This window comes from Candidatus Methylomirabilota bacterium, assembly GCA_035764725.1.
Taxonomy (GTDB): domain Bacteria; phylum Methylomirabilota; class Methylomirabilia; order Rokubacteriales; family CSP1-6; genus DASRWT01.
Genome location: DASTYT010000083.1, coordinates 12,946 through 37,822, shown reverse-complemented (window position 1 = coordinate 37,822; position 24,877 = coordinate 12,946). Strand labels below are relative to the sequence as shown.

At 70.3% G+C, this 24,877-nt stretch carries 23 protein-coding genes; 10 read left to right on the top strand and 13 right to left on the bottom strand.

Going from position 1 to position 24,877, the window contains the following annotated elements; translation table 11 throughout:
* Positions 1 to 11: 11 nt before the first annotated feature.
* Positions 12 to 1,400 carry an alpha/beta fold hydrolase gene (locus tag VFX14_13270; protein HEU5190650.1) on the bottom strand — a complete coding sequence of 463 codons (1,389 nt, stop codon included), beginning with the start codon at positions 1,398 to 1,400 and terminating at the stop codon, positions 12 to 14.
* A 41-nt stretch (positions 1,401 to 1,441) separates the two neighbouring features.
* Here VFX14_13270 and VFX14_13265 point away from each other — a divergent pair, with 41 nt between their 5' ends.
* Positions 1,442 to 2,260: an SDR family oxidoreductase gene (locus VFX14_13265; protein HEU5190649.1), complete on the top strand. Its 819-nt coding sequence runs from the start codon at positions 1,442 to 1,444 to the stop codon at positions 2,258 to 2,260.
* 9 nt (positions 2,261 to 2,269) lie between these two features.
* On the opposite strand, the gene VFX14_13260 is transcribed toward VFX14_13265, so the two are convergent.
* Positions 2,270 to 2,494, bottom strand: a complete 225-nt coding sequence (locus VFX14_13260; protein ID HEU5190648.1) for an HNH endonuclease signature motif containing protein — start codon at positions 2,492 to 2,494, stop codon at positions 2,270 to 2,272.
* Between the two features lie 939 nt (positions 2,495 to 3,433).
* Here VFX14_13260 and VFX14_13255 point away from each other — a divergent pair.
* Together VFX14_13255 and VFX14_13250 are read left to right on the top strand one after the other, a co-directional pair.
* Positions 3,434 to 4,216: a class I SAM-dependent methyltransferase gene (locus VFX14_13255; GenBank protein HEU5190647.1), complete on the top strand. Its 783-nt coding sequence runs from the start codon at positions 3,434 to 3,436 to the stop codon at positions 4,214 to 4,216.
* Positions 4,213 to 5,361, top strand: coding sequence for an LLM class flavin-dependent oxidoreductase (locus tag VFX14_13250; protein HEU5190646.1), 1,149 nt, complete (start codon positions 4,213 to 4,215; stop codon positions 5,359 to 5,361). Before VFX14_13255 ends, VFX14_13250 begins: the two co-directional genes overlap by 4 nt.
* 6 nt (positions 5,362 to 5,367) lie before the next feature.
* Here the strand turns inward: VFX14_13250 and VFX14_13245 are convergent, their stop codons facing one another.
* Positions 5,368 to 6,174: an alpha/beta fold hydrolase gene (locus VFX14_13245; protein ID HEU5190645.1), complete on the bottom strand. Its 807-nt coding sequence runs from the start codon at positions 6,172 to 6,174 to the stop codon at positions 5,368 to 5,370.
* Positions 6,175 to 6,208: 34 nt separating this feature from the next.
* Here VFX14_13245 and VFX14_13240 point away from each other — a divergent pair, with 34 nt between their 5' ends.
* Entirely contained in the window at positions 6,209 to 7,300 is a 1,092-nt protein-coding gene (locus VFX14_13240; GenBank protein HEU5190644.1) for an Ldh family oxidoreductase, read from the top strand.
* Here VFX14_13240 and VFX14_13235 read toward each other — a convergent pair.
* Positions 7,292 to 8,590 (bottom strand): MFS transporter, encoded by a 1,299-nt coding sequence (locus VFX14_13235; protein ID HEU5190643.1) that lies wholly within the window; start codon positions 8,588 to 8,590, stop codon positions 7,292 to 7,294. The two genes, VFX14_13240 and VFX14_13235, sit on opposite strands and share 9 nt — an antisense overlap.
* Here VFX14_13235 and VFX14_13230 point away from each other — a divergent pair.
* Entirely contained in the window at positions 8,589 to 9,221 is a 633-nt protein-coding gene (locus tag VFX14_13230; protein ID HEU5190642.1) for a hypothetical protein, read from the top strand. The two genes, VFX14_13235 and VFX14_13230, sit on opposite strands and share 2 nt — an antisense overlap.
* Before the next feature lie 8 nt (positions 9,222 to 9,229).
* On the opposite strand, the gene VFX14_13225 is transcribed toward VFX14_13230, so the two are convergent.
* The 3 genes from VFX14_13225 to VFX14_13215 are packed head-to-tail and all read right to left on the bottom strand — an operon-like array spanning position 9,230 to position 12,556.
* The gene (locus VFX14_13225; protein ID HEU5190641.1) at positions 9,230 to 10,168 is read right to left on the bottom strand and encodes an SMP-30/gluconolactonase/LRE family protein; all 939 of its coding nucleotides are present in this window, start codon (positions 10,166 to 10,168) and stop codon (positions 9,230 to 9,232) included.
* A 19-nt stretch (positions 10,169 to 10,187) separates the two neighbouring features.
* Positions 10,188 to 11,033, bottom strand: a complete 846-nt coding sequence (locus tag VFX14_13220) for an LLM class F420-dependent oxidoreductase (protein ID HEU5190640.1) — start codon at positions 11,031 to 11,033, stop codon at positions 10,188 to 10,190.
* 23 nt (positions 11,034 to 11,056) lie between these two features.
* Positions 11,057 to 12,556: an alkaline phosphatase family protein gene (locus VFX14_13215; protein ID HEU5190639.1), complete on the bottom strand. Its 1,500-nt coding sequence runs from the start codon at positions 12,554 to 12,556 to the stop codon at positions 11,057 to 11,059.
* 49 nt (positions 12,557 to 12,605) lie between these two features.
* Between VFX14_13215 and cysK the strand changes: the two genes are divergently transcribed.
* Positions 12,606 to 13,586, top strand: a complete 981-nt coding sequence (cysK, locus tag VFX14_13210) for a cysteine synthase A (GenBank protein ID HEU5190638.1) — start codon at positions 12,606 to 12,608, stop codon at positions 13,584 to 13,586.
* Here the strand turns inward: cysK and VFX14_13205 are convergent.
* Positions 13,573 to 14,469: a LysR family transcriptional regulator gene (locus VFX14_13205; GenBank protein ID HEU5190637.1), complete on the bottom strand. Its 897-nt coding sequence runs from the start codon at positions 14,467 to 14,469 to the stop codon at positions 13,573 to 13,575. The two genes, cysK and VFX14_13205, sit on opposite strands and share 14 nt — an antisense overlap.
* 81 nt (positions 14,470 to 14,550) lie before the next feature.
* Between VFX14_13205 and VFX14_13200 the strand changes: the two genes are divergently transcribed.
* Genes VFX14_13200 through VFX14_13190 form a run of 3 tightly spaced genes read left to right on the top strand, consistent with a single transcriptional unit; the run spans position 14,551 to position 17,898 of the window.
* Positions 14,551 to 15,213 carry a succinate dehydrogenase gene (locus tag VFX14_13200; GenBank protein HEU5190636.1) on the top strand — a complete coding sequence of 221 codons (663 nt, stop codon included), beginning with the start codon at positions 14,551 to 14,553 and terminating at the stop codon, positions 15,211 to 15,213.
* A gap of 5 nt (positions 15,214 to 15,218) precedes the next feature.
* A complete protein-coding gene (locus tag VFX14_13195; GenBank protein HEU5190635.1) occupies positions 15,219 to 17,144 on the top strand; it encodes a fumarate reductase/succinate dehydrogenase flavoprotein subunit in 1,926 nt (641 codons plus the stop codon).
* A 7-nt stretch (positions 17,145 to 17,151) separates the two neighbouring features.
* Positions 17,152 to 17,898: a succinate dehydrogenase/fumarate reductase iron-sulfur subunit gene (locus VFX14_13190; protein ID HEU5190634.1), complete on the top strand. Its 747-nt coding sequence runs from the start codon at positions 17,152 to 17,154 to the stop codon at positions 17,896 to 17,898.
* Here VFX14_13190 and VFX14_13185 read toward each other — a convergent pair.
* On the bottom strand, positions 17,895 to 18,872 hold the full coding sequence (locus VFX14_13185) for a hypothetical protein (protein ID HEU5190633.1): 978 nt from the start codon (positions 18,870 to 18,872) through the stop codon (positions 17,895 to 17,897). The genes VFX14_13190 and VFX14_13185 overlap by 4 nt on opposite strands.
* Before the next feature lie 35 nt (positions 18,873 to 18,907).
* Between VFX14_13185 and VFX14_13180 the strand changes: the two genes are divergently transcribed.
* A complete protein-coding gene (locus VFX14_13180) occupies positions 18,908 to 19,534 on the top strand; it encodes a hypothetical protein (protein HEU5190632.1) in 627 nt (208 codons plus the stop codon).
* Here the strand turns inward: VFX14_13180 and VFX14_13175 are convergent.
* From VFX14_13175 to VFX14_13160, 4 genes are read right to left on the bottom strand one after another with little or no spacing between them, the layout of a single operon-like run.
* Positions 19,531 to 20,505 carry a 2-hydroxyacid dehydrogenase gene (locus tag VFX14_13175; GenBank protein HEU5190631.1) on the bottom strand — a complete coding sequence of 325 codons (975 nt, stop codon included), beginning with the start codon at positions 20,503 to 20,505 and terminating at the stop codon, positions 19,531 to 19,533. The two genes, VFX14_13180 and VFX14_13175, sit on opposite strands and share 4 nt — an antisense overlap.
* Positions 20,502 to 21,464, bottom strand: a complete 963-nt coding sequence (locus VFX14_13170; GenBank protein HEU5190630.1) for an alpha/beta hydrolase — start codon at positions 21,462 to 21,464, stop codon at positions 20,502 to 20,504. Before VFX14_13170 ends, VFX14_13175 begins: the two co-directional genes overlap by 4 nt.
* Before the next feature lie 18 nt (positions 21,465 to 21,482).
* Positions 21,483 to 23,918 carry an ATP-binding protein gene (locus VFX14_13165; GenBank protein HEU5190629.1) on the bottom strand — a complete coding sequence of 812 codons (2,436 nt, stop codon included), beginning with the start codon at positions 23,916 to 23,918 and terminating at the stop codon, positions 21,483 to 21,485.
* Positions 23,915 to 24,877, bottom strand: coding sequence for an ABC transporter substrate-binding protein (locus VFX14_13160; protein HEU5190628.1), 963 nt, complete (start codon positions 24,875 to 24,877; stop codon positions 23,915 to 23,917). Before VFX14_13160 ends, VFX14_13165 begins: the two co-directional genes overlap by 4 nt.

Genomic DNA, 24,877 nt, shown 5'->3' with positions numbered 1-24,877 from the left:
TACCTCGAGGACTAGCCGGAGAGGAAGGCCCGGACCTGCTCGACGAACTGGCCGTACGCGGGCTCATCCTCGCGGAATATGTGGTTGCTGCCGGTCAGCGGCACGAAGCGGGCCCCGGGAATGCCGGCCGCCATGCGCCGCCCCGACTCGAAGGGGACGCGGGCGTCGCCGGTCGCGTGCATGACCAGGGTGGGCATGGTGAGCTTGGGGAGGAGGGCGGTGACGTCCACCGTACCGCTTACCTCCATGAACTGCACCGCCACCTCGGGCGAGACGTTGACCCGCTGGAGCTCGTTGAACCAGTCGGCTTGCTCTTTCGTTCCGCCCGGGATGAACTGGGAGGTGAACATCTGCCGAAACGCCGCGTTCTCCTTACCCCAGCCGAGCCGCGTCAGAGTCCGCATGGCGGCCTCTTCCTCGACTTCGGCCGCGCTCAGCGGGCGCTTGTTGCGGCCCAGCGCATACCCCCCGTAGAGGATGAGCTGCGACACGCGCCCGGGATGTCGGGCTGCGTATGCGATCGCCACCGCGCAGCCCAACGAGATGCCCATGAGCGCGAAGCGGTCCACCCCCGCCGCGTCGACCACCGACTCGAGGTCGAACACCAGGGCGTCGAACGAGATGTCCTCGACGACCCGATCCGAGAGCCCGTTACCCCGGGCGTCATAGCGAAGGAGGGTGTTCCGCTTCGTGAGCTCGCGATAGAGGCGCCGCCAGATCGGGCTCTCCAGGTCGTAATCGAGATGGGTCATCCAGTTTCCCGGCTTCACGACGGGTGGCCCCTGGCCCACCATCGCGTACGCGAGCTGGACGCCGTCGGGCGCTCGGCAGAACCGGATCTCCTGGGTGAGCGGCGCGGGCTCCCCGGCCTCGCCCCGTGGCTCCCCCTCCGCGGGGCGCCGGGCGAACACCTCCACCGGTTGGACGATGTTCTTGAAGACGCGCGGCCCGAGCGTCTGAAACGCGGCGGCCGCGGCCCGATTGAGCTGGTCGAACACTGGGCGTGAGATGCAGATGCCGCCCGGCTCCGCCGCGGTCTGCAAGCGGGACGCGATGTTGATGCCGTCACCGTAGATGCGGTCGCCATCGTGGATGACGTCGCCCACGTTGACGCCCATGCGGAAGCGCATGCGGCGCGCCTCGGGGACGTCGACGTTGCGCTGCGCCATCACCGTCTGGATCTCGACCGCGCACTCGATAGCCCCGGTCACGCTGGGGAATTCGGCTAGAATGCCGTCGCCCGCGGTGTCCATGACGCGGCCGCCGTGCTGCCCGACCATGGGGAGGACGACGGCCTGGTGGCCCTTGAGGTCCCGGACGGTGGCCGCCTCGTCCTCGCCCATGAGGCGGCTATACCCCTCGATATCGGCGGCGAGGATCGCGGCGAGCCGGCGTTGCATGGGCCGGTATTGTGGCACAACCGGTCTAGGGGGAGAACACCATGGATCTCGGGCTCAAGGGCAAGAAGGCCATCGTCACCGGCGGCAGCCTCGGCATCGGCAAGGCCATCGCGCGTGAGCTGGCCCGCGAGGGCGCGGACGTGGCCGTGGTGTCGCGCACCAAGGACGTGCTGGAGAAGGCGGCGGGCGAGCTGGCCGCCGAGACCGGCCGCCGCGTCATCGCCATCCCCGCGGACGTGACCAATCGCGCCGAGGTCGACGGCATGGTGGCCCAGGCCGCCGCCCAGCTCGGCGGCCTCAACATCCTCGTGAACTCCGGCTCGCCGCCGGGCGGCTCCCCCAGCGCCACCGGCCCCATCGAGAATCTCGTGGACGAGGACCTCCTCCACGACTTCAACGTGAAGTACGTGGGCGCCCTCCGCTGCTGCCGTGCCGCCATCCCGTTCATGAAGGAGCAGAAGTGGGGCCGCATCATCAACATCAGCGGCCTCAACGCGCGCAACGCCGGCAATCTCTCCGGCGGCGCCCGCAACACGTCCCTGGTGCACCTGAGCAAGACCCTGGCCGTGCAGCTCGGCCGCTTCGGCATCACCGTGAACTGCGTGCATCCCGGCATCACCCGCACGGAGCGCACGCCGCGCCTGCTCGCCGCCCGCGCCAAAGAGTTGGGCGTGGACGCGGCCGAGGCGGAGCGCCTGGACTACGTGCCGGACTCGCCCAGGGGTAACGCCGTATGTCGCATGATCGACGCGAGCGAGGTCGCCTACGTCACCGCCTTCCTCTGCTCCGACAAGGCGTGGGCCGTCACCGGCGAGCTGATCGTGGCCTCGGGAGGGCAGAGCCGGAGCGTGTACTACTAGGGCTCCTGATCAGGGTGACTCGGGCAGCGGCCGGCCGTCTGGGCGAAGGAACGTCAGCTTCCCATCCTCTTCGCGAGTGATACGGTATCCGTCCTCGTGCACCGCCCGGTGGTGCCGACGGCACAGGAGTACGAGGTTGGCCAGCGTGGTCGGTCCTCCATGAGCCCAGTGTTGGATGTGATGCCCCTGGACGAACCGGAGGCCGCACCCGGGGGAAGCGGCACCCCTGATCACGGTGCAATAGCGCCCGGCGCAGGGCTGGGGGAATCGTCCGTGTCCGCCTCCCTACCTCGAGGACGTTGCCTTCCGAGTCATGCCGCATCCATGTGCGGCTGGCGTCACAGCTGAGTCGCTCGGACGCTTCCGCGGAAGCGTGGGTTCCGTCCAGCATCGACTCGCCCACCGCGTCTGGGGACGCCAGCACGGTATCGTCGACATGAAGCACCACTTGATAGCGCTCCCCGGGAGCACCGGGGTCGAGCTCGTGGTGCAGAGCAGCCTCCGCCAGCAGTGTCAGTGCGTCCGCGTTCTGCTGCAGGTAGGTGGGCGTTGGTGGAGCGGCCCGTGAGGGCCCTGCGGCTTCCTTGGACCGTCGGTAGAGCGCATCCTGGGCGGCGGCCAGGGCCTGCATGAACACCGCGCCGCCTTCGGGGTCGAGGCGCCCGTGGATCACGACCATCCCGCTTTCTTCCCGATAGGCACTCAGAGCACGGCTCTCATGCTGACGCTTCGCTTCTCGACGCTCGGCGGCTCCGTCGAGCATCCGCCTGCTTCGGACGATCCGACCGATCTGCTCGGCCGTGTTGGTGCGTCCCATCGTGAGCAGCCGCGCTTCATTCTCCGGAGTCGCGATCCGAGTCAGCGCCCGCACCTTGGTATATGAGAGGTCGCCTCGCTCCAACGCGCCCGCCAGGATCGGAAGAGTCCCCAGGGCACGGGCGATTCGTACCCGTTCGCGTGCGGCCACGATATCGAGGCCCACACGCCAGGCCAGCCACTCCGCACACGAGCGGAAGCCGTTGCTCCACGCGGACGCGAATGACGGAAATCATTCGGGCTCGCTGGCTGACTGAGCGCCAGGTAGCGGCCGTCGAAAGATCGTGCTCGCTTGCCGAAAAGCCCGTCTCCAGAACCTGTCAAGCGAAATCGCGACGACTACGTTATCTTTGGCCGATGAGCGCGAAGCCCCTGTTCACCGACGCCCTGGCCTACGAAGGCTTCATGGGGCGCTGGAGCATTCGCCTCGCGCCGCTCCTGGCCGAGTTCGCCAAGGTCGGCGATCCCGGGCGTGTGCTCGACGTCGGATGCGGGACGGGCTCCCTCACCAAGACCTTGGCCGGCATGACCCGCCGCGCGGAGATCGTCGGCATCGATCCCGTGGCCGCCTTCGTGGAGCACGCGCGTGCGCGGATCAACGACGCCCGCGCGTCGTTCGACGTGGGGGACGCGCAGGCCTTGCCCTATCCCGACGAGTCGTTCGACTGCGCGCTGTCTTGCCTGGTGTTTCACTTCATCCCGGACGCGGCGAAGGCGGCGAGCGAGCTGCGGCGCGTGGTCCGATCAGGCGGGACGGGGGCCGTCTGCACCTGGGATGCGCGCGGGCTGGAGATGACGTCGCTGTTCTGGGACGTGGCGGTCGAGCTGGATCCCGCCGCGGAACCGAAGCGTCGTCGGCCCTTGGGCCAGCCGGGACAGCTGACGGCGCTCTGGCAGTCAGCCGGCTTTCGCGAGGTGGAGGAGCGCCCGCTCGAGATCATCACGGACTTCGCCTCGTTCGATGACTACTGGCGGCCGCAGGAGACCGGTGTCGGTCCTACGGGCGCCTACATCGCGACGCTGGATCCCGCGCAGCGCTCGGCGCTGCGGTCCGGGCTCGAGGCGCGCCTGCGGGCTGTCGGGGCGCCGGGCCCCTTTACGCTGCGAGCCAAGGCCTTGGCGGTGCGCGGCCTCGCATGATCACGCGCTTCTCTACCCTCTACGTCGGCCACATCGAGCTGGAGGGCTGCGGGCTCGACGGCGTGCCCGCGGACGACCGGCGCTATCCCAATACGCGCCTGATCGAGTCGTTCGACTCGGCAGCCACGGTGGCTCAGGCCGCGGATCGGCTCGGCTACGAGACGTTCTGGATGGCCGAGCACCACTTCCAGCACGAGGGCTGGGAATGCATCCCGAACATTCCCATGCTGGCGGTCGATCTCGCCCATCGCACCCAGCGGATCAAGTTCGGCTGCGCGTTCAACGTGGTGCCGACCTGGCATCCGCTGCGCCTGGCCGAGGACTACGCCGTCGCCGACATCCTCACCAAGGGTCGCGTGGTCTTCGGCGTGGGGCGCGGATACCACAGCAGGGAAGTGGAGACCTTCGGCAACCCGATGCTGGACGCCGAAGCCAATCGCGAGCTGTTCGAGGAGCAAGTCGAGGTGATCCTGAAGGCCCTGCGCGAGGAATCGTTCGCGCACCGGGGCAGGCACTACACGATCCCGCCCGAGGTGCCGTATCGCGGCTACACGCTCCGCGAGATCTCGCTGGTGCCGCGGCCGCTTCGCCAGCCGGTGGAGGTGTGGCAGCCCATCGTGAGCGGCGGCGCGCGCGGGCTCGAGTTCATGGCGCGGCACGGGATCAAGGGCGTCATCTCCGCCACCGCGGAGGAGCTGGTGCAGCGCTGGGTGCGCGACTATCAGGAGGCGGGGCGCCGCCACGGCCGCGACCGCGCGCTGGGCGAGGATCTGATCCTCGGCTTCCGCATGTGCCTCGACGACACCGTGGAGGGCGCGATCCGCCGTGCCCGGCCCTACTTCGAGGAGCACGCCAAGGTGATGGCGCCCCTCGGCATGCTGCGCTACAGCGAGGAGCACGCCAAGGCGGTGGCGGCGCGCCGCCCCCAGTCGCCGACCACGGCCTCGCTCGAGGACGGCGTGCGCAACCGCTCCTGGCTCTGTGGCCCCGCGCACGACATCGTGGGCTATCTCAAGGAGCTGGAGGCCAAGTACCCCGGCCTCGACCACGTCATGCTCGGCTGGCCCATCGGCGTGCCGCGCGCCATGATGGTCGAGCAGCTCGAGCGCTTCGCCGCCGAGGTGATGCCCGCGTTCAGCCGGTAGGCCGGCTCAGCTCGAGAAGAACTCCAGCATCAGCCGGTTCACCTCGGGCGCGTTCTCGTAGGCCGACCAGTGCCCCGCGCGCGGGACGCGGTGCACGTCGAGCGTGCCGCCCACGGCCTCGCGCACCTCGCCGATCAGCTTCGCCGCCGGCCGGAACGCCGAATCGTCGCCCTCGCCCCAGAGCAGACGGACCCGGCAGGGGGGCTCCGGCAGGCTCGTCAGCGCCGCGAGGTCGGTCAGCAGCGTGCCGCCGGCGCTGACTTTTCGACTGTTGAACCTGGTTCGCCGCACGCAGTCCGCCTGGATGTCGAGCGTCTCCTCGCTGATGCTGGCGGGGTCGCTCAGCATGTTGACGAGAAGATTGTGCCGGCAGATCTCGCGGAAGAGCCGCTCGTCGTCGCCCGCCTCCTTGTAGCTCCGCGTGGGGCGCTCGCCGAACTTGCGCGGCGGGAAGCCCGCGGGCGAGACCAGGCAGAGATGGGTGACGCGCGGGGCCAGGCGCCAGGCGAGCTTGGCCGCGATGGCGCCGCCGAAGGAGAAGCCGGCGAACCGGAGCGGCGCCGTGCCGGGGAAGGCCTCGACGAACAGCTCGTGCATCAGCTCGAGGTACTGCGGGCCCGTGGTCTCGCGAGGTATGGACGCCGAGTTCCCGTAGGCCGGATGGTCGAGGGCGTGGACGGTGAAGCGCTCCGACAGTGGCCCCACGTTGCGCGACCAGTGCTTCCAGGACCCCATGCCCCCGTGGAAGAGGACGAGGTCGGGCCCGCGGCCGCTCCGGTGAACGGCCATGCGCGGGGTGCGATCGATGGTCACAACGGCTAGGATGCTACCAAAGGAGAACGCCCCCATGCTCGAGCGCTTCAAGGTCCCGGTGAAGGATCAGGTACTGGTCGCTGAGGCGGCGCTGCGCAAGTCCGTCACCGAGATCTTCGGCAAGATGGGGCTCACGCCCGAGGACGCGGCAGAGGGGGCCGACGTCCTCACCACCACCGATCTCCGCGGCGTGGAGACGCACGGCGTGTCGAACATGCTCCGCCAGTACGTGCGCGACTACAAGGCGGGCAAGCTCGACCCCCGGCCGGGCTGGAAGGTGATGCGCGAGGCGCCGGGCACCGCCGTCATCGACGCCGAGCGCCGGCTCGGCATCATCGTGGGGCCCAAGGCCATGCGCCTCGCCATGGAAAAGGCGCGGAAGGTCGGCGTTGGCATCGTCACCGTCTACAACGCCGGCCACTTCGGCGCCATCGGCCATTACGCGATGCAGGCGGCGCAGGCCGACATGGTGGGCGCCTGCTTCACCGCCGCCGGGCTCCGCGTGGTGCCCACGTTCGCGGCAAAGCCGATGCTGGGCACCAATCCCATCGCGCTCGCCGCGCCGGCGCGACGCGAGGCGCCGCTCCTCTTCGACGCCGCCACCTCCGCCATCGCGGGGAACAAGATCGGCCTCGCCATGCGCGTGGGCTCGCCGCTTCTGCCCGGCTGGGTCACGGACAAGGAAGGCACGCCGATCATGGAGGAGAAGCCCGTCTTCGACCGTGACGACTTCTTCCAGGCCCCACTGGGCGGCACGCGCGAGCAGGGCTCGCACAAGGGCTACGGCTTCGCGCTGATGGCCGAGGTGCTCGCCACCATGCTCTCCGGCTCGGTGCCGACCATGCTGAACGCGGCGAGCGGCTCGAAGAATCAGTTCGCTGCGTATCACATCGAGGCCTTCACCGACCTCGAGCGCTTCAAGGACACGATGGACGAGACGCTCCGAACTTTGCGTACCGCGCCGCCGGCGCCCGGCGAGGAGCGCGTGCTCTATCCGGGCCTGCTCGAGGCCGAGGAGGCGGCGGAGCGCCGCGCCCACGGCATCCCGCTCCACCGCGAGGTCATCGAGTGGTTCGGCCAGTGCACGGCCGAGCTGGGCCTCCCGCCGCTCGTGACCCTACGCTGACCAGAGCGCAGCGCGCCACCGCAGCCCGATCAGCGCGGTGAAGACGAGCCCGGTGACGGTGAGCGCGGCGATGGTCGGCGTGTAGCCGATCAGGTCGATCAGCGCGCCGGCGGCCATGAGGCCGAGCGGCAGCCCGTACACCGCCAGCATCCGGACGCCCATCACGCGCCCGCGGAAGCGGTCGTCCACCACGATGAGCAGCCACGCCGCGAGCGAGATCATCGCCACGCTCTGCACGACGCCGGCGAGGAACAGCGCCACCATGCCGCCGCCCAGTGTCCCCACGAAGCCAAAGGCCAGCAGCACCCCGTACCAGAGCGTGGCGTGGACGAGCATGGCGCGCTCGGGGCGCCGCGGCCCGCCCGTCAGCACGAACGCGACCGAGCCCACCAGCGCGCCCAGCGAGAAGCTGGCGGCCAGCCGGCCGAGGCCGGTCGCGTCCGTGTGGTAGACGGCGCGTGCGATGTAGGCGAGGAGCCCGCCCGAGATCGGGTAGGCGGTGAGGTTGATGAGGAAGGCCAGCCAGAGGGCGCTGACGAGCGCGGGGGTGCGCCAGACGTGGAGCAGGCCCTCGATCAGATCGTGCAGGCCCGAGACGCCGGCGACAGCGTCTCCCGCGGCCGGCTCCTCGCCCACGGGCACGGGCACGGGACGGCGCTGCGACATGCCGAGCGTCAGCACAAAGCTGGCGGCGTAGAGCGCCACCACCAGCACGTAGGCGGAGCCCAGGCCGAGCGCGGCGAAGAGCCCCGCGCCCGCGAGCGAGCCGACCACGCGGGCAGAGTCCATGGTGGCGCGCGAGAGCCCCAGCGCGCCCATGAGCTGCGGGGCCGGCATGGTCTCGCCCACGAGGATGTTCCGCAGCACCTGGTCGTTGGGCCGCACAATGCCGGCGGGCACCGCAACGACGAAGGCCCAGAGTGGGCTCAGCCGGCCGGAGAAGGCGAGCAGCATCAGCAGCGCGGCGAGCGCGGTGTAGACCACGCGCATCACCGCCAGCAGATTCCGCGCGCCGAGGCGGTCGCTCAGCACGCCGAACATGGGCGCGGCGAGCGTGCCGAGGAAGAGCAGCGAGGCGAACGTGGTGAGCAGGAGCACCGAGCCCGTCTCCACCATCACGTACCAGGAGAGGATGACCGTCTCCATCTCGAACGCGAGCGAGGTGAGGAGGTCGGCGGGCCACTGGAAGCGGAAGGACCGCACGCGAAAGGGGGCCAGGATCACGGGGACGTCGTTGTCCTCGGCGGGCATTCTATGATGGAATCGGGTCCCCGAGAGGAGGATCACCATGGCCAAGGGCGCTCTGATCGCCGCGATGAACTTCGCTCCCACCGCCGAGGACGAGTTCCACGACTGGTACGACCTCGAGCACATCCCCGAGCGCGAGCGCGTGCCCGGCTTCCTGCTCTGCCGGCGCTGGATCGGCGTCGAGGGTGGCAAGATCTCGCTGGCGACCTATGACCTCGAGACCGTCGAGGTGATGGACAGCCCGGCCTATCGGGCCATCGGCGGCCAGAACCTCTCCATCTGGTCCAAGCGCATGACGAGCAAGGTGGAGATGCTGCTGCGCTACGAGGGCACGCAGATCCTGCCCGGCGATCAGCTCCCGCCGCCGGACGCGGGCGGGCTGCTCCTCAACGCCATGAACATCGCCCCGGAACTCGAGGCCGAGTTCAACGAGTGGTACGACAAGGAGCACATCCCCGCGTTGGCCGCCGTGCCCGGCGTGCTCTGCGCGCGGCGCTTCCGCGGTCGCTCAGGGAACCGGAAGTACGTGGCGCTCTACCACCTGACGTCGCCGTCGGTCGTCGAGAGCGCAGAATGGAAGCAGGCGCGGCAGAGCGACTGGACGACGCGACTCACGCCGCACTTCCGCGATCACCTGCGGTTGGTGACGAAGCGCTACGTGCGGGGCGGGTAGGGCGCGCGCTAGCGGTTGAGGTAGCGCAGCGGCAGGCCGGCCCGCGGCCACTCGAACGAGACCAGCGTCCCGCCCATCGACAGCGTGGCGTAGGCGGTGCGGAGACCGGGGCCGCCGAAGCACACGTTGGTCACCATCATGTCCGGCAGCATGTACTGGTCCACGCGGCTGCCGTCCGGCCAGATGTCCGAGACCGCTCCGGTGATCAGCGTGGCCGCGCAGACATGCCCCTCGCCGTCCACGGCGAGCGAGTCGAACATCTGATAGCCGGGCAGGCCCACCACGACCTTGCCCTTCTCGCCACGGTAGGGGCCGTTGGCGGAGTCGATCTCGCCGGAGGCGGAGATCTTGAACGACCAGCAGCGCGCGGTGGGCGTCTCCACCACGTAGAGGGTCTTCTCGTCCGGTGAGAGCCCGATCCCGTTGGGCCGCTCGAGGGGGAAGATGGCTTCCTTGATCATGGAGCCGTCGGCCTTTGCGTAGTAGACGACGCCGCGGTCCGAGTCGCGCTCGCGCGTCTTGCCGAGATCGGTGAACCAGAAGCCGCCCGCGCCGTCGAACACGAGATCGTTCGGCCCGTTGAGCCGCCGGCCATCGCAGCGGTCGTAGAGCGTCTCGAACTTGCCCGACTCCGGATCGACGATCTGGATGCTGCCCGTCGTGTAGTCGTCGGCCTGGGCGACGGGAAAGAGCTTCCCCGGCCGGTCGATGAACTTGAGGCCGCCGTTGTTGGTGACGTAGATCTTGCCGTTGGGCCCCATGGCGGCGCCGTTCGGCCCGCCGCCCAGATTGGCGATCACGCGAACCTTCCCGTCCGGCGTGACGCGGGAGAGCGTGCGGCGCTCGATCTCCACCAAGACGATGGATCCGTCGGGCATCGCGACCGGGCCCTCGGGGAAGCGGAGGCCGGCGGTGATCTGCGTGATCGTGGGCATGATGGGGGCCATGACGCGGATCTCCTCGGGACTAGCGCGCTGCCGTGGCGAGCCGGTCGAGCATGGGCAGGATCTCATCGGCCTTGGCCGAAGGCAGGCTGAAGACGAAGCGCGCGGCGCCGGCGTCGCGATACTTCTTGAGGTTGACGGCGTCGTCGGGCTGGCCCCAGATCGTGACGGGAAACGCGGGGTCGCGCCCCGCCTCTGCGGCCATCTTCCGGAACTCGGGGAGGAAGCGCGTCACGTCCCCGTCGCCATATTCCGGCCGGCGCACGTGCGGGATCCAGCCGTCACCGTAGGCGATGGCTCGCCGCGCGCCGTAGGGGAACGCGCCGCCCACGATCACCGGCGCGTGCGGCTTCTGCACCGGCTTCGGCCACGTCATCATGGGCGAAAAGTCGACGAACTTCCCGTGGTACTCGGGCTTGGACTTGGTCCAGATCGCCTTCATCGCCTCCACGCGCTCGCGCATGACGGTGAAGCGAGTCTTGAAGTCCGTCCCGTGATCCGCCATCTCCTCCGCGTTCCAGCCCGCGCCGATGCCGAAGAGGAAGCGCCCCCCCGACACCTGATCGAGGCTCGCCACCAACTTGGCGGTCTGGATGGGATCGCGCTGAATGACGAGGCAGATCCCGGTGCCCACGCGGAGCCGCGCGGTTGCCGCCGCCGCCGCGGCCAGCGTCACGAACGGGTCCATGACGTCGTAGTACTTCTTGGGGAGGTCGCCGCCCTGAGGGAAAGGAGACGTCCGCGAAAGCGGAATATGGGAATGCTCGGGCGCCCAGAGCGACTCGAAGCCGCGCTCTTCCATCGCCCGTCCCAGGTCCGCCGGCCCCATCGAGTAGTCCGTGAAGAAGATCGCCGCGCCGATGTCCATGTCGCGCTCCTTGGGTCAGCAGCCTAGACGATGCGCCAGCTCTTGTCCACGTAGCGCCGCCCCTCGACCTCGGAGATCTGTAGCGCCGTGCGATAGGCCCCAGCCTCCACGAGAGACGTGCGCGTCTGCACGGGGACCTTGTCGGGGTCCGGCCCGTCAAGCAGAGCCTCGCTGAGCACGCGCCCGTCCATACCCGTGCGGTCATCCACGCCGAGGAGGTGCAGGATGGTGGGCGCCACGTCCACGTTGCCGGAGGGCGCCCGCACGGTCGCGCCGCGCTTCATGTCGACGCCCCACGCCAGGCAGGTGTTGCGCACGTTCCACGGGCTCATGCTGCCGTGGTCGCTCGTGTAGAGCCGGGCGCCACCGCTGGTACACGCGAGGTCCGCGCCGGGCACGCCGAAGGCGTTGGCGTCCGAGCTCCACGGGAAGGTGAGCAGGAGATCCAGGCCGCGCTCCGCGTGGGCGAGGTGGATCAGGTCCAGCGAGAACGTGCCGTCGATCGCGCCCCGTGGATCGCCCGCGCCACGCGCGGCGGTGAAGAGCGCCCCGCCCCACTCTCGCGATTGCGCCAGGCGTGCGATCGCGCCGATGCGCGCGGCGTCCCGGTCTTTCACGTGGACCGCCACCGCCTGGCCGCTGCTCGCGAGGATCACGTCGGGCGAGTCGAGCGCCGCCTTGGCCCCGCCCTCGACCAGCTCGCGCGCCACGTCCACGCCCGCGACATTGCTCGTGAAGCCGTGATCGGACACCACGAAGACGTCCGCGCGCTCCGTGAGGCCGAGCTCGTCCAGCGTGGCCAGGGTCAGGGCGATCTCGCGGTCGTCGTTCCGCAGCGCCTCGCGCGCCGCCGGCGAGCCCACCCCGATGATGTGCTGGCTGTGATCGGGCTCGGTGAGCCAGTTGATCACCACGTCGGGGCGCAGCTCCGGCAGCACGTACTCGCGCAGCACGCGCTGGGTCCAGCTCACCACGCCGTCGTAGCGCTCCGCCCCGGCCTTCGCGGGCGTCGCGCCGAACTTCGCGAGGATCGCCGCGCTCGCCTCCGCGGGGTACGCGACCGTCTTGCCCGGGTCGAGGTAGCCGTTGACCAGCGTGCCCACGCCGGTCGGCGCCTTCGGGTTCAGGAGGAACGCGCTCCCCGTGGAGCCCGAGCTCACGCCGGCGAAGCGGAGGCCGGCTCGGGCGAGGCGCTCCGCCAGCGTGCGCGTGCGCACGAGGCCGCCGCCCTTCTCGTCGACCGCCAGGAGGTTGCGGTAGTTGCCGGTGTCGAGCGCCTTCCGCGGATCGACGGCGGGCACATAGATCTGATTCCCCAGGATGCCGTGCGTGCCGGGCTGCGCGCCCGTCGCCAGCGTGGCCGCGTTCACGCGCGTGACGGTGGGGAACACCGCGTGGCTGTTCGCGAAGTCGACGCCCTCGCGGCGCAGCCGCCAGAGTGTAGGCGTGTGGTCGGCGGTGATGGCGTCGGGGCGGAGCCCGTCCACCACGAACACGATGACGAAGCGCGTGGCGGGAGGCATGGCCCGCTGACTATACTCCTTCATCCCCCTCGAAAGGAGCCACGCGCGCATGCCCCACGGGAAGATCTACGAGAACGTGACAGAGACGGTCGGCGGCACCCCACTCATCTACCTGAACCGGCTGGGCGCCGGGCTCCCCGCCCGCGTCGCCGTGAAGCACGAGGGCTACAACCCTTACAGCTCCGTGAAGGACCGCATCGGCTACGCGATGATCAAGGACGCCATCGACCGCGGCCGCCTCAAGCCCGGCATGATCATCGTGGAGCCCACCAGCGGCAACACCGGCATCGGCCTCGCCTACGTGGCGGCCGCGCTCGGCTACCGCTGCATCTTCACGATGCCCGACACCATGACCGTGGAGCGACGCCAGATGCTGCGCGCGCTGGGGTGCAAGGTGGTGCTGACAGAGGGGCCGAAGGGCATGAAGGCCTGCATCACCCGCGCCGAGGAGATCGCGGAACGGCTCGGCAATCGCGCGTGGATCCCGCGGCAGTTCGACAACCCCGCCAATCCCGAGATCCACTACAAGACCACCGGGCCCGAGATCTGGGCCGACACCGGCGGCAAGGTGGACATCTTCGTGTCGGGCGTCGGCACCGGCGGCACCATCACCGGCACCGGACGCTACCTGCGTGAGAAGAAGCCGGGTATCCAGATAATCTGCGTGGAGCCCGCCGAGAGCCCTGTGATCTCGGGCGGGAGCCCCTCGCCCCACAAGCAGCAGGGGATCGGCGCAGGCTTCATCCCCGAGAACCTCGACCGGAAGATCTACGACGAGGTGGTGACGGTGAAGACCGAGGACGCGATCGACACCACGCGTCGTCTGGCAAGAGAAGAAGCGATCTTCGCAGGTATCTCCTCCGGCTCCATCACGTGGGTGGCGCTGCAGGTGGCGAAGCGGCCGGAGAACCGCGGCAAGCTCGTCGTGTCCATCATTGCCGACTTCGGCGAGCGCTATCTCTCGAACGCGGTCTATACCGAGCTGCCCGAGGCCGACTTCTCGGACCTGGCCTCCGCTATCGGCGAGTAGCGAGCTCGGCGGTGAGGAGGGCGAGGAAGGCCTTGCCCGCCGCCGAGAGCTCGCGGCTCTTGCGGTAGACCACGGCGATGGGCCGGCGGAACGGGCCCTCGGCGGGTGGCCGTCCCACCAGCGTGCGCGCGCGGATCTCGGCGGCGAGTGTGGGGGCAGGGAGGAGCGAGAGCCCGAGGCCCGCCTCCACCGAGCGCTTGATCGTCTCGATGTTGTCGAGCTCCATCGCGTACTGCACGCGCACGCCGTGGCGGCGCAGCAGCGCGTCCACCAGGCGCCGCGTGGGGATGTCGCGGTCGAAGCCGATGAAGGGCTGCCCGTCCAGGGCGGCCAGCGGCGGACGCGCGCGCCTCGCGATCGGGTGGCTGGGCGGCGCGGCGATCACCAGCTCGTCGTGGCCCAGCGGGACGATCTCGAGGCCGGGGCGCCGCGCCGGCGCCGCCACGATGCCGAAATCCACCTCGCCGTCCAGGCACGCCGCCACCACCTCGTTGGTGCGCCGGTACGAGAGGCGCACGTTCACCTCGGGATGGTCGGCGATGCAGCGCTTGATGATCGGCGGCAGCGTGTGGAGGCCCACGCTGTACACCGTGGCCACCCGCACCGTGCCCGTCACCGCGCCCGGCCGCGCCCGCAGGCGCTGCTCCACCGCGGCCAGGCGCTCCAGCAGCGGCTTCACCTCGTCATAGAGGACGCGGCCCGCCTCGGTGGCCCGCGCGCCGATGCGCGGCGCCCGCTCGATCAGGCGCCGGCCGTAGCGCCGCTCCAGGGCCCGGAGCTGCTGGCTCACCGCGGACTGGGAGACCAGGTTCATCCGGGCCGCCCGCGAGAGGCTACCCGTCTCCACCAGGTCGCAGAAGGTCTTCAGAGTCTCGACGTGCATGGCTATTAATAAGTTTACCTAAATAGTCGAGAGAAGCGAATGCATGCGACTAATGAAAGGCCCGGCGGCAGCATGGAGGTCATGACGACATGGCATCCGCTCCGCGCGCTGTGGCGATCGACGGTGGGCAAGAAGGCTTTGGTCGCCGCCTCCGGCCTGATCCTCTGCCTCTGGGTGATCCTCCACGTGGCCGGCAACCTCACGGTGTTCTCCGGGCCGCAGGCGGCGGACGGCTACGCGGCGAGCCTCCGGAGGGTGCCGGCCGCCCTCTGGGCGGTTCGAATAGGCCTCGTCGTGGCCGCCGCGGTGCACGTGGCCGGGGTCGTCTCGCTCACGCGCGCCGACCGCGCGGCGCGGCCGCGGCATCAGGCCCGCGGCCCCCGCGCCTCCACGTGGGCAGCGCGGAGCATGCGGGTGGGCGGAGCGCTGCTGCTCGCCTTCGTGATCTTCCACGTGCTCCATCTCACGTTCGGCGTCCGGCTGCCCGGCTTCCTGCCCGGTCACGTGTACGCCAACGTTGTGCGCGGTCTGCACTCCCCGCTGATGGCGGGCGTCTACATCGGCGCCGCGCTGCTGCTGGGCCTCCACCTCTTCCACGGGCTCTGGGCGGCCATGCGAAGCCTGGGCGTCTCGCCGGACGGCGCCGTGCGACGCCGGCGCCCCGCGGTGGCGGCCCTGTCGGCGGCGGTGGCGCTCGGCTTCGCCTCGGTGCCGCTGGCCGTGCTCGCGGGGTGGCTCAGGTGATGCCGGTGGCGGCCGCGTCCGTGCTCGATCCGCGGGTGCCCGGCGGTCCGCTCGACACGCAGTGGCAGCGGCGCCGCGACGAGCTGGCGCTGGTCGGGCCCACGCGCCGGCGCTTCCACACCGTGCTGGTGATCGGGGCAGGGCTGGCCGGCGCCTCCGCGGCAGCCACGCTCTCCGAGCTCGGCTATCGTGTGCGCTGCCTCGTCTTCCACGACTCCCCCCGGCGCGCGCACAGCGTGGCCGCCCAGGGCGGGATCAATGCGGCCAAGAACTACCAGAACGACGGCGACAGCGTGGCGCGCCTCTTTCACGAGACGCTCGAGGGCGGCGACTTCCGCTCGCGCGAGGCCAATGTCTATCGCCTGGCCGAGCTGTCCGCGCGCATCATCGACCACGCGGTGGCCCAGGGCGTGCCGTTCGCCCGCGAGTACGGCGGCCACCTCGCCAACCGCTCCTTCGGCGGCACGCTGGTCTCGCGCACGTTCTACGCGCGCGGGCAGACCGGCCAGCAGCTCCTGCTCGGCGCCTACGGTGCGCTGGCCAAGGAGGAGGCGGCCGGCGGCGTCACCCTGCTCCCCCGCCGCGAGATGCTGGACCTCGTCGTGGTGGACGGGCGCGCCCGCGGCGTGATCGCGCGCGACCTCGTCACGGGCGCGCTGGAGACGCATCTCGCCGACGCGGTGGTGCTGGCCACCGGCGGCTACGCCAATGCCTACTACCTCTCCACCAACGCGAAAGCCTCCAACTGCACGGCCATCTGGCGCGCGCATCGGCGCGGCGCGGCCTTCGCCAATCCCGGCTTCGTCCAGTTCCACCCGACCTGCCTGCCCGCGACGAGCGCGGACCAGGCCAAGACCACGCTCATGTCCGAGTCGCTGCGGAACGACGGGCGGCTCTGGGTGCCGATCCGCGCGGGGGACGCGCGCTCGCCGCAGGACATTCCCGAGGCCGAGCGCGACTACTTCCTCGAGCGCCGCTACCCGCGCTTCGGCAATCTCGTCCCGCGCGACCTGGGCTCGCGCGCCTGCAAGGCGATGATGGAGGAGGGGCGCGGCGTGGGCCCGGGCGGCCGCGCAGTCTACCTCGACGTCTCCGACGCCGCGCGGCGGCTCGGCGTGGAGGTGCTGCGCGAGCGTTATGGCAACCTCTTCGAGATGTACCAGCACATCACGGGCGACGACCCGTTGCGGGGCTCCATGCGCGTCGCGCCCTCCGCGCACTACACGATGGGCGGGCTCTGGGTGGACTACGACCTCATGAGCAACATCCCCGGGCTCTTCGTGATCGGCGAGGCCAACTTCTCCGATCAGGGCGCGAACCGGCTGGGCGCCAGCGCCCTCATGCAGGGTCTCGCCGACGGCTACTTCATCCTGCCCTACACGCTGGCCGACTATCTCGCCGGGGCGCAGCTGCCCGCGGTGACGGAGGATGCGCCCGAGGCCCGCGAGGCGCGCGCGGCGGTGTGGGCGCGCGTCGAGCGGTTGCTCCGGGTCGGCGGCCGGCGCCCCGCCGGCGACTTCCACCGCGCGCTGGGCCGCGTGCTCTGGGATCACTGCGGCCTCGAGCGGAGCCGCGAGGGCCTCGTGAAATCCATGGAAGAAGTGGCCGCGCTCCGCGAGGCCTTCTGGGAGGATCTCGCCCTGCCCGGCGGGGCCGGCGAGCTCAACCAGGAGCTGGAGCGCGCGGGCCGCGTGGCGGACTTTCTCGAGCTGGGCGAGCTGATGTGCCGCGACGCGCTCGCGCGCGAGGAATCCTGCGGCTGCCACTTCCGCACCGAGTACCAGACGAACGACGGCGAAGCGCTTCGCAATGACGAGCGCTTCGCCCATGTCGCGGCCTGGCTGCCGGAGGAGGGCGGCCGCGGCCCCGAGCGGCTCGTGGAGCCCCTCCACTTCGAGTCGATGGCGCTCCTCGAGCGGTCCTACAAGTGAGGCCCCGATGAACGTCGTCTTCCGCGTGTGGCGGCAGCGCGATCCGGAGGACCCGGGCGGCTTCGTCCGCTACCCGGTGGACGATCTCGCCCCGGACACGACGCTGCTGGAAGCGCTCGACCGGCTGAACAACACGCTGGTGGCGCGGGGCGAGCCGCCCGTGGCCTTCGACAGCGACTGCCGCGAGGGCATCTGCGGCGCCTGCGGCATCGTGGTGGACGGGCGCCCGCACGGCCCGCTGCCGCGCACCACGACCTGCCTCGTGCCGATGCGCGCCTTCCGCGACGGCGCCATCGTCACGCTCGAGCCCTTCCGCACCGGCGCCTTCCCCGTGCTGCGCGACCTCGTGGTGGACCGCCGCGCGCTCGACCGCGTGATGCAGGCGGGTGGCTATGTCTCCGTGCGCGCGGGCAGCGCGCCCGAGGCCAACATGCTCCCTATCGCCCGCGCGGCGGTGGAGCGGGCGCTCGACGCCGCCGAATGCATCGGCTGCGGCGCGTGCGTGGCCGCCTGCCCCAACGGCTCCGCGTCCCTGTTCGTCGGCGCCAAGGTGAGCCATCTCGCGCGCCTGCCGCAGGGCCAGCCCGAGCGCGAGCGCCGCGCGCTGTCGCTGGTGGAGGCGGCGGATCGCGAGGGCTTCGGCGCCTGCTCCAGCCACGGGGAGTGCGAGGCCGTCTGCCCGAAGGGCATCGGGCTCGATGTGATTGCGCAGCTCAACCGCGACCACCTGCTCGCGACGCTCGCGCGGCGCTAGCGCTCGATCCGCTTCCGGTTGGCCTCGAACATCTCGCGGAGCTTCTCGGCCATCACCCGGCGGCCGATGCCCCGCTTCATCGATCCGCCCATGCCGGCGACCTGATCGGTGAAGGCGTGAGCCCCGTAGACGACCATGGTCCCGCCCTGAACGGGCAGGAAGCCCCCCTCCGCCTGCTCCGCGTTGTAGCCCTGGCTGACGTAGTACTGCCGCGTCGCGAAGGCGCGCCCCGCACCGTCGTTCACCGTCATGACATGGGTGAGCACGTAGGTCGGCGTGCCATTGACGTCGTAGATGGCCCAGAAGAACCGCTCCCGCGCATTCGGCGCCATCGCCTTGGGATAGTCGAGGACCATCGCGTGGAACGCGGGCAGGTACTTCTTCATCACCGTGAAGGACTCGGTGGCCTTGCGCAGATCGCCCGCGACGTCGGTGATGCTCCCGCCGCGTTCGTAGGGGGTGATGCTCGTGAGGCCGCCGTCGCGATACGCGCGATAGCGCCCAAGCAGCACCTCCCGCAGCATCCGCAGCACCGCCGCGCGCTCGCTGCCGGCCGCGTTGAAGGCGGTGATCTCGCTCGCGGCGAGGTTCAGCGCGCTTCCCCGCTTGACCTTCGCGAAGGCCTGGGCCTGGGCTTCGGACAGCGTCAGCCCGCTCATGTCCGCGGGGCTGCCGTCGCCGTGCAGGATGCCGAAGCTCTTGACCTGGGGGTCGCCGGAGGTCAGCTGGCCCTCCACCAGCTGTTTGGCGAGCTCCTCGGGCGTGGCCTTGACGAGGAAGACGAACGAGTTCGAGAGATCGCGCTCCGACACTTCGGCGATCACCGCCGAGACGAGTTCGCCCTTGAGCACGCGCTGCTTGTCGGCCTCCGAGATCTTGAAGTCGGCCAGGATGGCCTCGGGGCTGGGCTGCGCGTCGGCGGGCGCGACCCAGAGGAAGCACGCCGCGAGCAGGGCCGGGAGCACGCCGCGCATGCGCACAGCATAGCCCAGCGTGATAGAGTGCGCGCATGAGCAAGGGACTCTTCCTGGTGCGGATGGACGTGGCGCACGATCACGAGGCGGCGTTCAACGAGGTCTACAACGTCGAGCACGTGCCGAACCTGGCGAAGGTGCCGGGCGTGCAGCGGGCGAGCCGCTTCAAGCAGCCCTCGCCCACCGAGCCGCGCTATCTGGCCGCCTACGAGCTGGACGATCCCGGCATCGTCGAGGGCGCGGCCTTCAAGACGGCGGGCGAGCTGGGCCGCTGGCCCACCGCGGTGCGCCCGCACACGATGAACCGCCACCTCGCGATCTACGAGTGGGTAGGCGGCGCCAAGGCCCTCACCGGCAAGACCCCGTACATCTTCTGGGTGATGATGGACATCGAGCCGCACCGCGAGGCGCTCTTCAATGAGCTCTACGACACCGAGCACCTGCCGCTCCTGATGAAGCTGCCCGGCGCGGTGAACGCCGTCCGCTACCGGACCAAGAACCCCGCCGAGCCCAAGTACCTCTGCGTGTACGAGGTGGAGAACCCCGAGCTGCCGATGTCCAAGCTCTGGAACGACACCTCCGACATCGGGCGCTGGAAGCCCGAGGTGCGCCCCTACACGTACAACAAGCGCTTCATCGTCAGCGAGCGGCTTCCCGCCTAGCGCGGCACCCGCAGCTCGGGCAGCACCCAGAGTGGCTCCCGCCCGGACTCCACGCGCTGGATGTTGTCGAAGCCGTTGCGGTACGCGCGCTCGTAGTTGTCCCAGGTCGGTCCAGCGCTGTGCGGCGTCAGGGTGACGTTGGGGAGCGAGAAGAGCGGATGGTTCTTCTTCGGCGGCTCCTCCGCCATCACGTCGAGCCCGGCGGCCGCGATGGTGCCCGCGGTGAGCGCCTGGTGCAGCGCGTTCTCGTCCACCACCGGGCCCCGGCACGTGTTGATGAGGATCGCAGTCTTCTTCATCCGCGCAAACTGCGCGGTGGACATCATGTTGCGGGTGACGTCATTCAGCGGCACGTGCAGCGTCACCACGTCGGACGTCCGCAGCAGCTCGTTGAAGAGCGCGAAGCGCACGCCAAGGGCGTCCTCCGCATCCGCAGTGAGCCGGACCACGTCGTAGTAGCGCACGTCCATCTCGAAACCCTGCACGAGGCGCGCGACCTTCTTGCCGATGTTGCCGAGCCCGACGATGCCCAGCCGCTTACCCTCCAGCTCGTACGTCCGCGCGGAAGCGAAGTCGGCGGCTCGCCAGGTGCCGGAGACGACGTTGAGGTGGTGGTACACGAGCTTCTTGTACACGGCCAGCATGAGCATGACGGCGTGCTCGGCCACCGCGATCGAGTTGGCGCCCCCGTTGTTGGCCACCGGCACCTTGGCCTTGCGCGCGGCCTCGAGGTCGACCCGATCGTAGCCGGCGCTGGTGAGCTGCACCAGCTTGAGCTTCGGCGCGGCGCGGAAGAACTCGTTGCCGATTCCCGTGCGCGGCGAGCCCAGGTAGTAGTCGGCGTCCGCCGCCTTATCGTAGAACTCCGGCTTGGCCGGATCGACGACGATCAGTTCCATGCCGGGCGGCAGCAGCTCACGGGCGACCTCGAGGATCGGCTCGGCTTGCGGGGGTGTGATGATCTTGGTCACGATCTGCCTCCTGCGGACGGGGTGGCAGCGGACTGGCGCGCGATGAAGGCCTTGACCATCTCCTGGGCGCGGGTCGTCTGCGGCCCGGGCTTGGCCACCCACTCGTGCTCGCTGTTCTCGAAGACGGTCAGCTCGCAGATCCCGCCGCCGGCGCGGTAGGTCGCGGCGAACTTCTCCTGCACGGCCGGCAGTACGTTGTCGTCGAGCGCGCCCTGCATGATCAGCATCGGCACCAGGGCGGCGAAGTCGCGGCGCTCGAGAATCTCTTGAGGATTGCCGTCATGGATCGTCTCCCACGGATTGAAGTAGACACGGTTGTTCTCGATCATGGCCTCGCGCTTCATCTTCTCGGCCTGGTGGAAGCGCGCGACGGTGTCGCTGATGGGCGAGCGCGTGGCGACGTAGGCCGCGGTGGCGTCCACGCTCGGCGCCGACAGCAGGGGAATCGCGCCGTAGCGGGGATCGCGCGGGCGCAGGGCCAGGAGCTGGGCGACGTGGCCGCCGCTACTGCTCCCGTAGATGCCCAGCCTTGAGGCATCGCCATTCCACTCGGCCGCGCGCGACTTGAGCCAGCGCACGCCGTAGTTCGCGTCCTGCACCGAGGCCGGGTACGGCGCCTCGTCCGAGAGCCTGAGGTCGATGGCCACCACGAGCACGCCCCTCCCGGCGATGGCGCGGTCCATTGGCTCCTCGGCGAGCCGATCCTTGCGGCGCCAGGCTCCGCCGTGCAGGTCGAGCGCCGTGGGGAAGGGCCCGGTGCCTTGGGGCTGATAGACGCGCGCCATCAGCTGGCGGCCCTTCGGCGTGCGCAGGAACTCGACGTCGCTCACCTTCAGCTCGAATTTCATCGTCGGCCTCCCCTGCGCCGCGGCCAGCCGCACGCCGGCCTTCATCGATACCGCAAGCGCACCCAGCGTGGTGGCGTGCTTCAGGAAGTCACGGCGCCCGACGTCGTCCATCTTCACAGCATAGCGTAGTTACGCGATCGGAAGGGTGAACGCGAACACCGAGCCCGCGCCCACCTCGCTCTTCACCCACATGTGCCCGCCGTGGAGCTCGATGAAGCGACGCGAGAGCGCCAAGCCGAGCCCGGTGCCCTCGACCTTCTTGTCCATCGCGCCCACCTGGCGGAACTCCTCGAAGACCGTCTCCTGATCCTCCGGGGCGATGCCGACCCCGGTGTCCGTGACCGAGATCTCGACCGCGTCCCCGCGGCTCTCCGCCCGCACGTCCACACGCCCACCCTCCGGCGTGAACTTGAGCGCATTCGACAGGAGGTTCAGCAGCACCTGCTTGAGCTTGCGCTCGTCCGCGCGCACGGTGCCGAGGCTCGCGTCGACCGTGTGGCCGAGCGCGATGCCGCGCCGGGCCGCCCGCTCGCGCACCAGGATCAGCGCGTTCTCGATGGCGTTCGGCAGGTCGAAGTCGGTCACGTCCAGCTCCATGCGCCCGGCCTCGATCTTCGAGAGGTCGAGGATGTCGTTGATGAGCGAGAGGAGATGCCGGCCCGACTCCAGGATGTCGCGCAGGTACTCGGACTGCTTCTCGTTGACCTCGCCGAACATCCCCTCCGCCAGCACCTCGGAGAAGCCGAGGATGGCGTTGAGCGGCGTGCGCAGCTCGTGCGACATGTTGGCCAGGAACTCGCTCTTGTGCTTGCTCGCCGACTCGAGCTCACGGCTCTTCTCGGCGATTTCGCGGAAGAGCCGCGCGTTCTGAATGGCCAGCGCCGACTGGCTGGCGAAGGTGGTGAGGAGCGCGATGATCTCCGGCGCGAAGCGCCCGGGCGACTTGCGGTTCACGGTGAGCGCCCCCACCAGGCGGTCCTCGTGGAGCAAGGGCACGCCGAGGAGCGCACGGTTGCCCGTCCGTAACAGGACGTCGCGCAGCGGCCCAGTGTAGGCGCCTTCCTCCGCGATGTCGGGAATCTCCACGGGTTGCCGCGTCACCGCCAGGCGCCCCGCCACGCCCTCGCCACGTCGAATGGGGGAACGCTTCGCGACCGCGACCACCGCCTCGTCCAGATTGTGGGTCGCGCGGAGTAGTAGCTCGCCCCTCTCCTCGTCGTACTCGTAGACCGTGCAGGCGTCGGCGCGGGCGAACCGGCTCGCGCGGGTGACGATGGTGCTGAGCACGGTCTCGAGATCGAGGCTCGAGTTCAGCGCCTGGCCGACCTCGCCCAAGGCCTGCAGCTCCTGCAGGGCCTCGGTGAGCCCGGCGTTGGCGGCGGCGAGCTCGCGGGTGCGCGCCTCCACCCTCTGCTCGAGGTTCGCGTACGACTCCGAGAGCTGCCCGGCGCTGCGGTTGAGCTCGTCGCCCAGGGCCTCCAGCTCGTCCCCCGTGCGCAGCGCGATCCGGTGGCCCAGCTCGCCGGCGCCCATGCGGGCCGCCCCTTCCTGGAGCCTGCGGATGGGGGCCACCATGCGCTGCGCGAGGAGCACGCTCGCCAGGATCGATAGCCCCAACCCCAGGACGAAGATCACCGCGCTGCGCGCGATGGGCGCGCGCAGCGGCGCGTAGGCGTCGGCCGCGGGCCGCTCGACGAACACCATCCAGCCGGGCCCGGGGATCAGCGCGTGCGCCACGAGCATGCGCCCGCCGCCGAGGCCCTCTGCGACCAGGGCCCTGCGCTCGGTCGCCGCCGCGCCCGGATCCTCGGCCCGCGCCGCCTTCACCTGCGCCAGCGCCGAGAGATCGCGGCGGGCTCGGAGCATGCGATGGTCGGGATGGGCGACCAGGTGGTTCTCTGCATCCACCACGTAGGCGTAGCCGCCGGGGCCCGCCTCGATCAGGCTCACGATGCGCACGACGGGGGCGAGGCTCACCTCGGCGCTCGTGACCTCGACCGCGTACTTGCCGGCGGGGACGGCCAGCGTCACGTAGGGCTCCGACTCGTTCTTGAAGTACACGGCGCTCCAGTGCGTCTTACCCCCGCGCGCCGCCAGGAACTCGGGCTTCTGGGAGTGGTCGTCGCCGCTCCCGACGACGTCGGGGTCCAGGCGCGAGACGCGGAGCTGCTCGCGCCCGGTGAGGTCCACGTGGCGCAGCGCCACGACGGAGGGGACATTGCGCAACACGCGGACGAAATCGAGCTCGCGCTGCTCCGCCAGCGCCGCCCCCAGGTCCTGGCGGAAGCCGAGGCGCGCCGGGCCGGTCTGGCTCGCGTCGGGGTCGTCGGACGCGGTGCGGGTCGTCGCGCGGACCTGCAGCTCGACCTGCTTCAGCAGTTCCTCGATGTGCCCCGCCGCCGCCACCGCCTTGGCGCGCTCGACGCGCACGATCGCGCGCTGGGTCTCCCGGTAGGCGAAGTAGAGCTCGACCAGGCTCGAGGCGAGCAAGACGCCGCCCATGAGGACCAGGAGGACGACGACGTACTTCCGGAAGAGGCGGCTGCGGGGGAGGAGGCGTCTCACCGACGGAACGCGTCGGCGCGCAGCAGGATCTTTCGCGGCACCGTGACGCCGAGCTGCTCCGCGGTCTTGAGGTTCACCGCGAGGTCGATCTTCTCCGCGCCCACCACCGGCAGATCCTGGGGCGCGGCCCCGCGTACGATCTTGGCGACCAGCCCCGCCGCCTGCACGCCCTGGGCGTAGTAATCCGGGCCGTAGGAGATGAGGCCGCCGTGGCCCACCCATAGCCCGGTGCCGAACACGCTGGGCAGACGCAGCGCGAGCGCGCGCCCGATGATCGCGATGACCAGCTCGGGATTCGAGCCCTCGGGGACGAGCACGGCGTCGTCACGGCGCACGTCGCGGAGCACAGTGGGGAGCGCCGAGCCCTCGAGCACGCCGCGCGGCACGATCTCGAGCCGCATGGCCTGGGCGACCTCGAGGGCGCGGTTGATCATGGGCGTGGTGCCGAGATCCGCCCCGTAGTAGAGGAGCCAGACGCGGCGCACCGTCGGCACGACCGTGCGCAGCACCTCCAGGCGCTTGGCCATCAGCTCGGTCTGAAGGCTCGACACGCCGGTCACGTTGCCGCCCGGCCGCGCGAGCGAGCCCACGAGCTGGGCGCCGACGGGATCCCCCACCAGCGTGAACACGATGGGGATGGTCGACGAGGCCTCGCGCGCGGCCTTGGTCGCCGCCTCCTGGCTCGTGAAGATCAGGTCCACCCCCGACTTGACCAGCGCCCCCGCCGCCTCGGGCATCGTGTCGAGCCGGCCTTCCGTGAAGCGGATGTCGAACGTCACGTCGCGGCCGTCCTCGTATCCGAGCTCCTTGAGCCCGGCCTTGAGGCCCTCCACGGTGGGATGGCTGGCCGCGAACGCGGCGTTGAGCACGCCGATGCGTATGGGCCGCCGCGGCTCCTGCGCCTCCCCCGCCGGCGGCAGCGAGAGCATCAGCGCGAGTGCCAGGAGGAGGACGCGCAT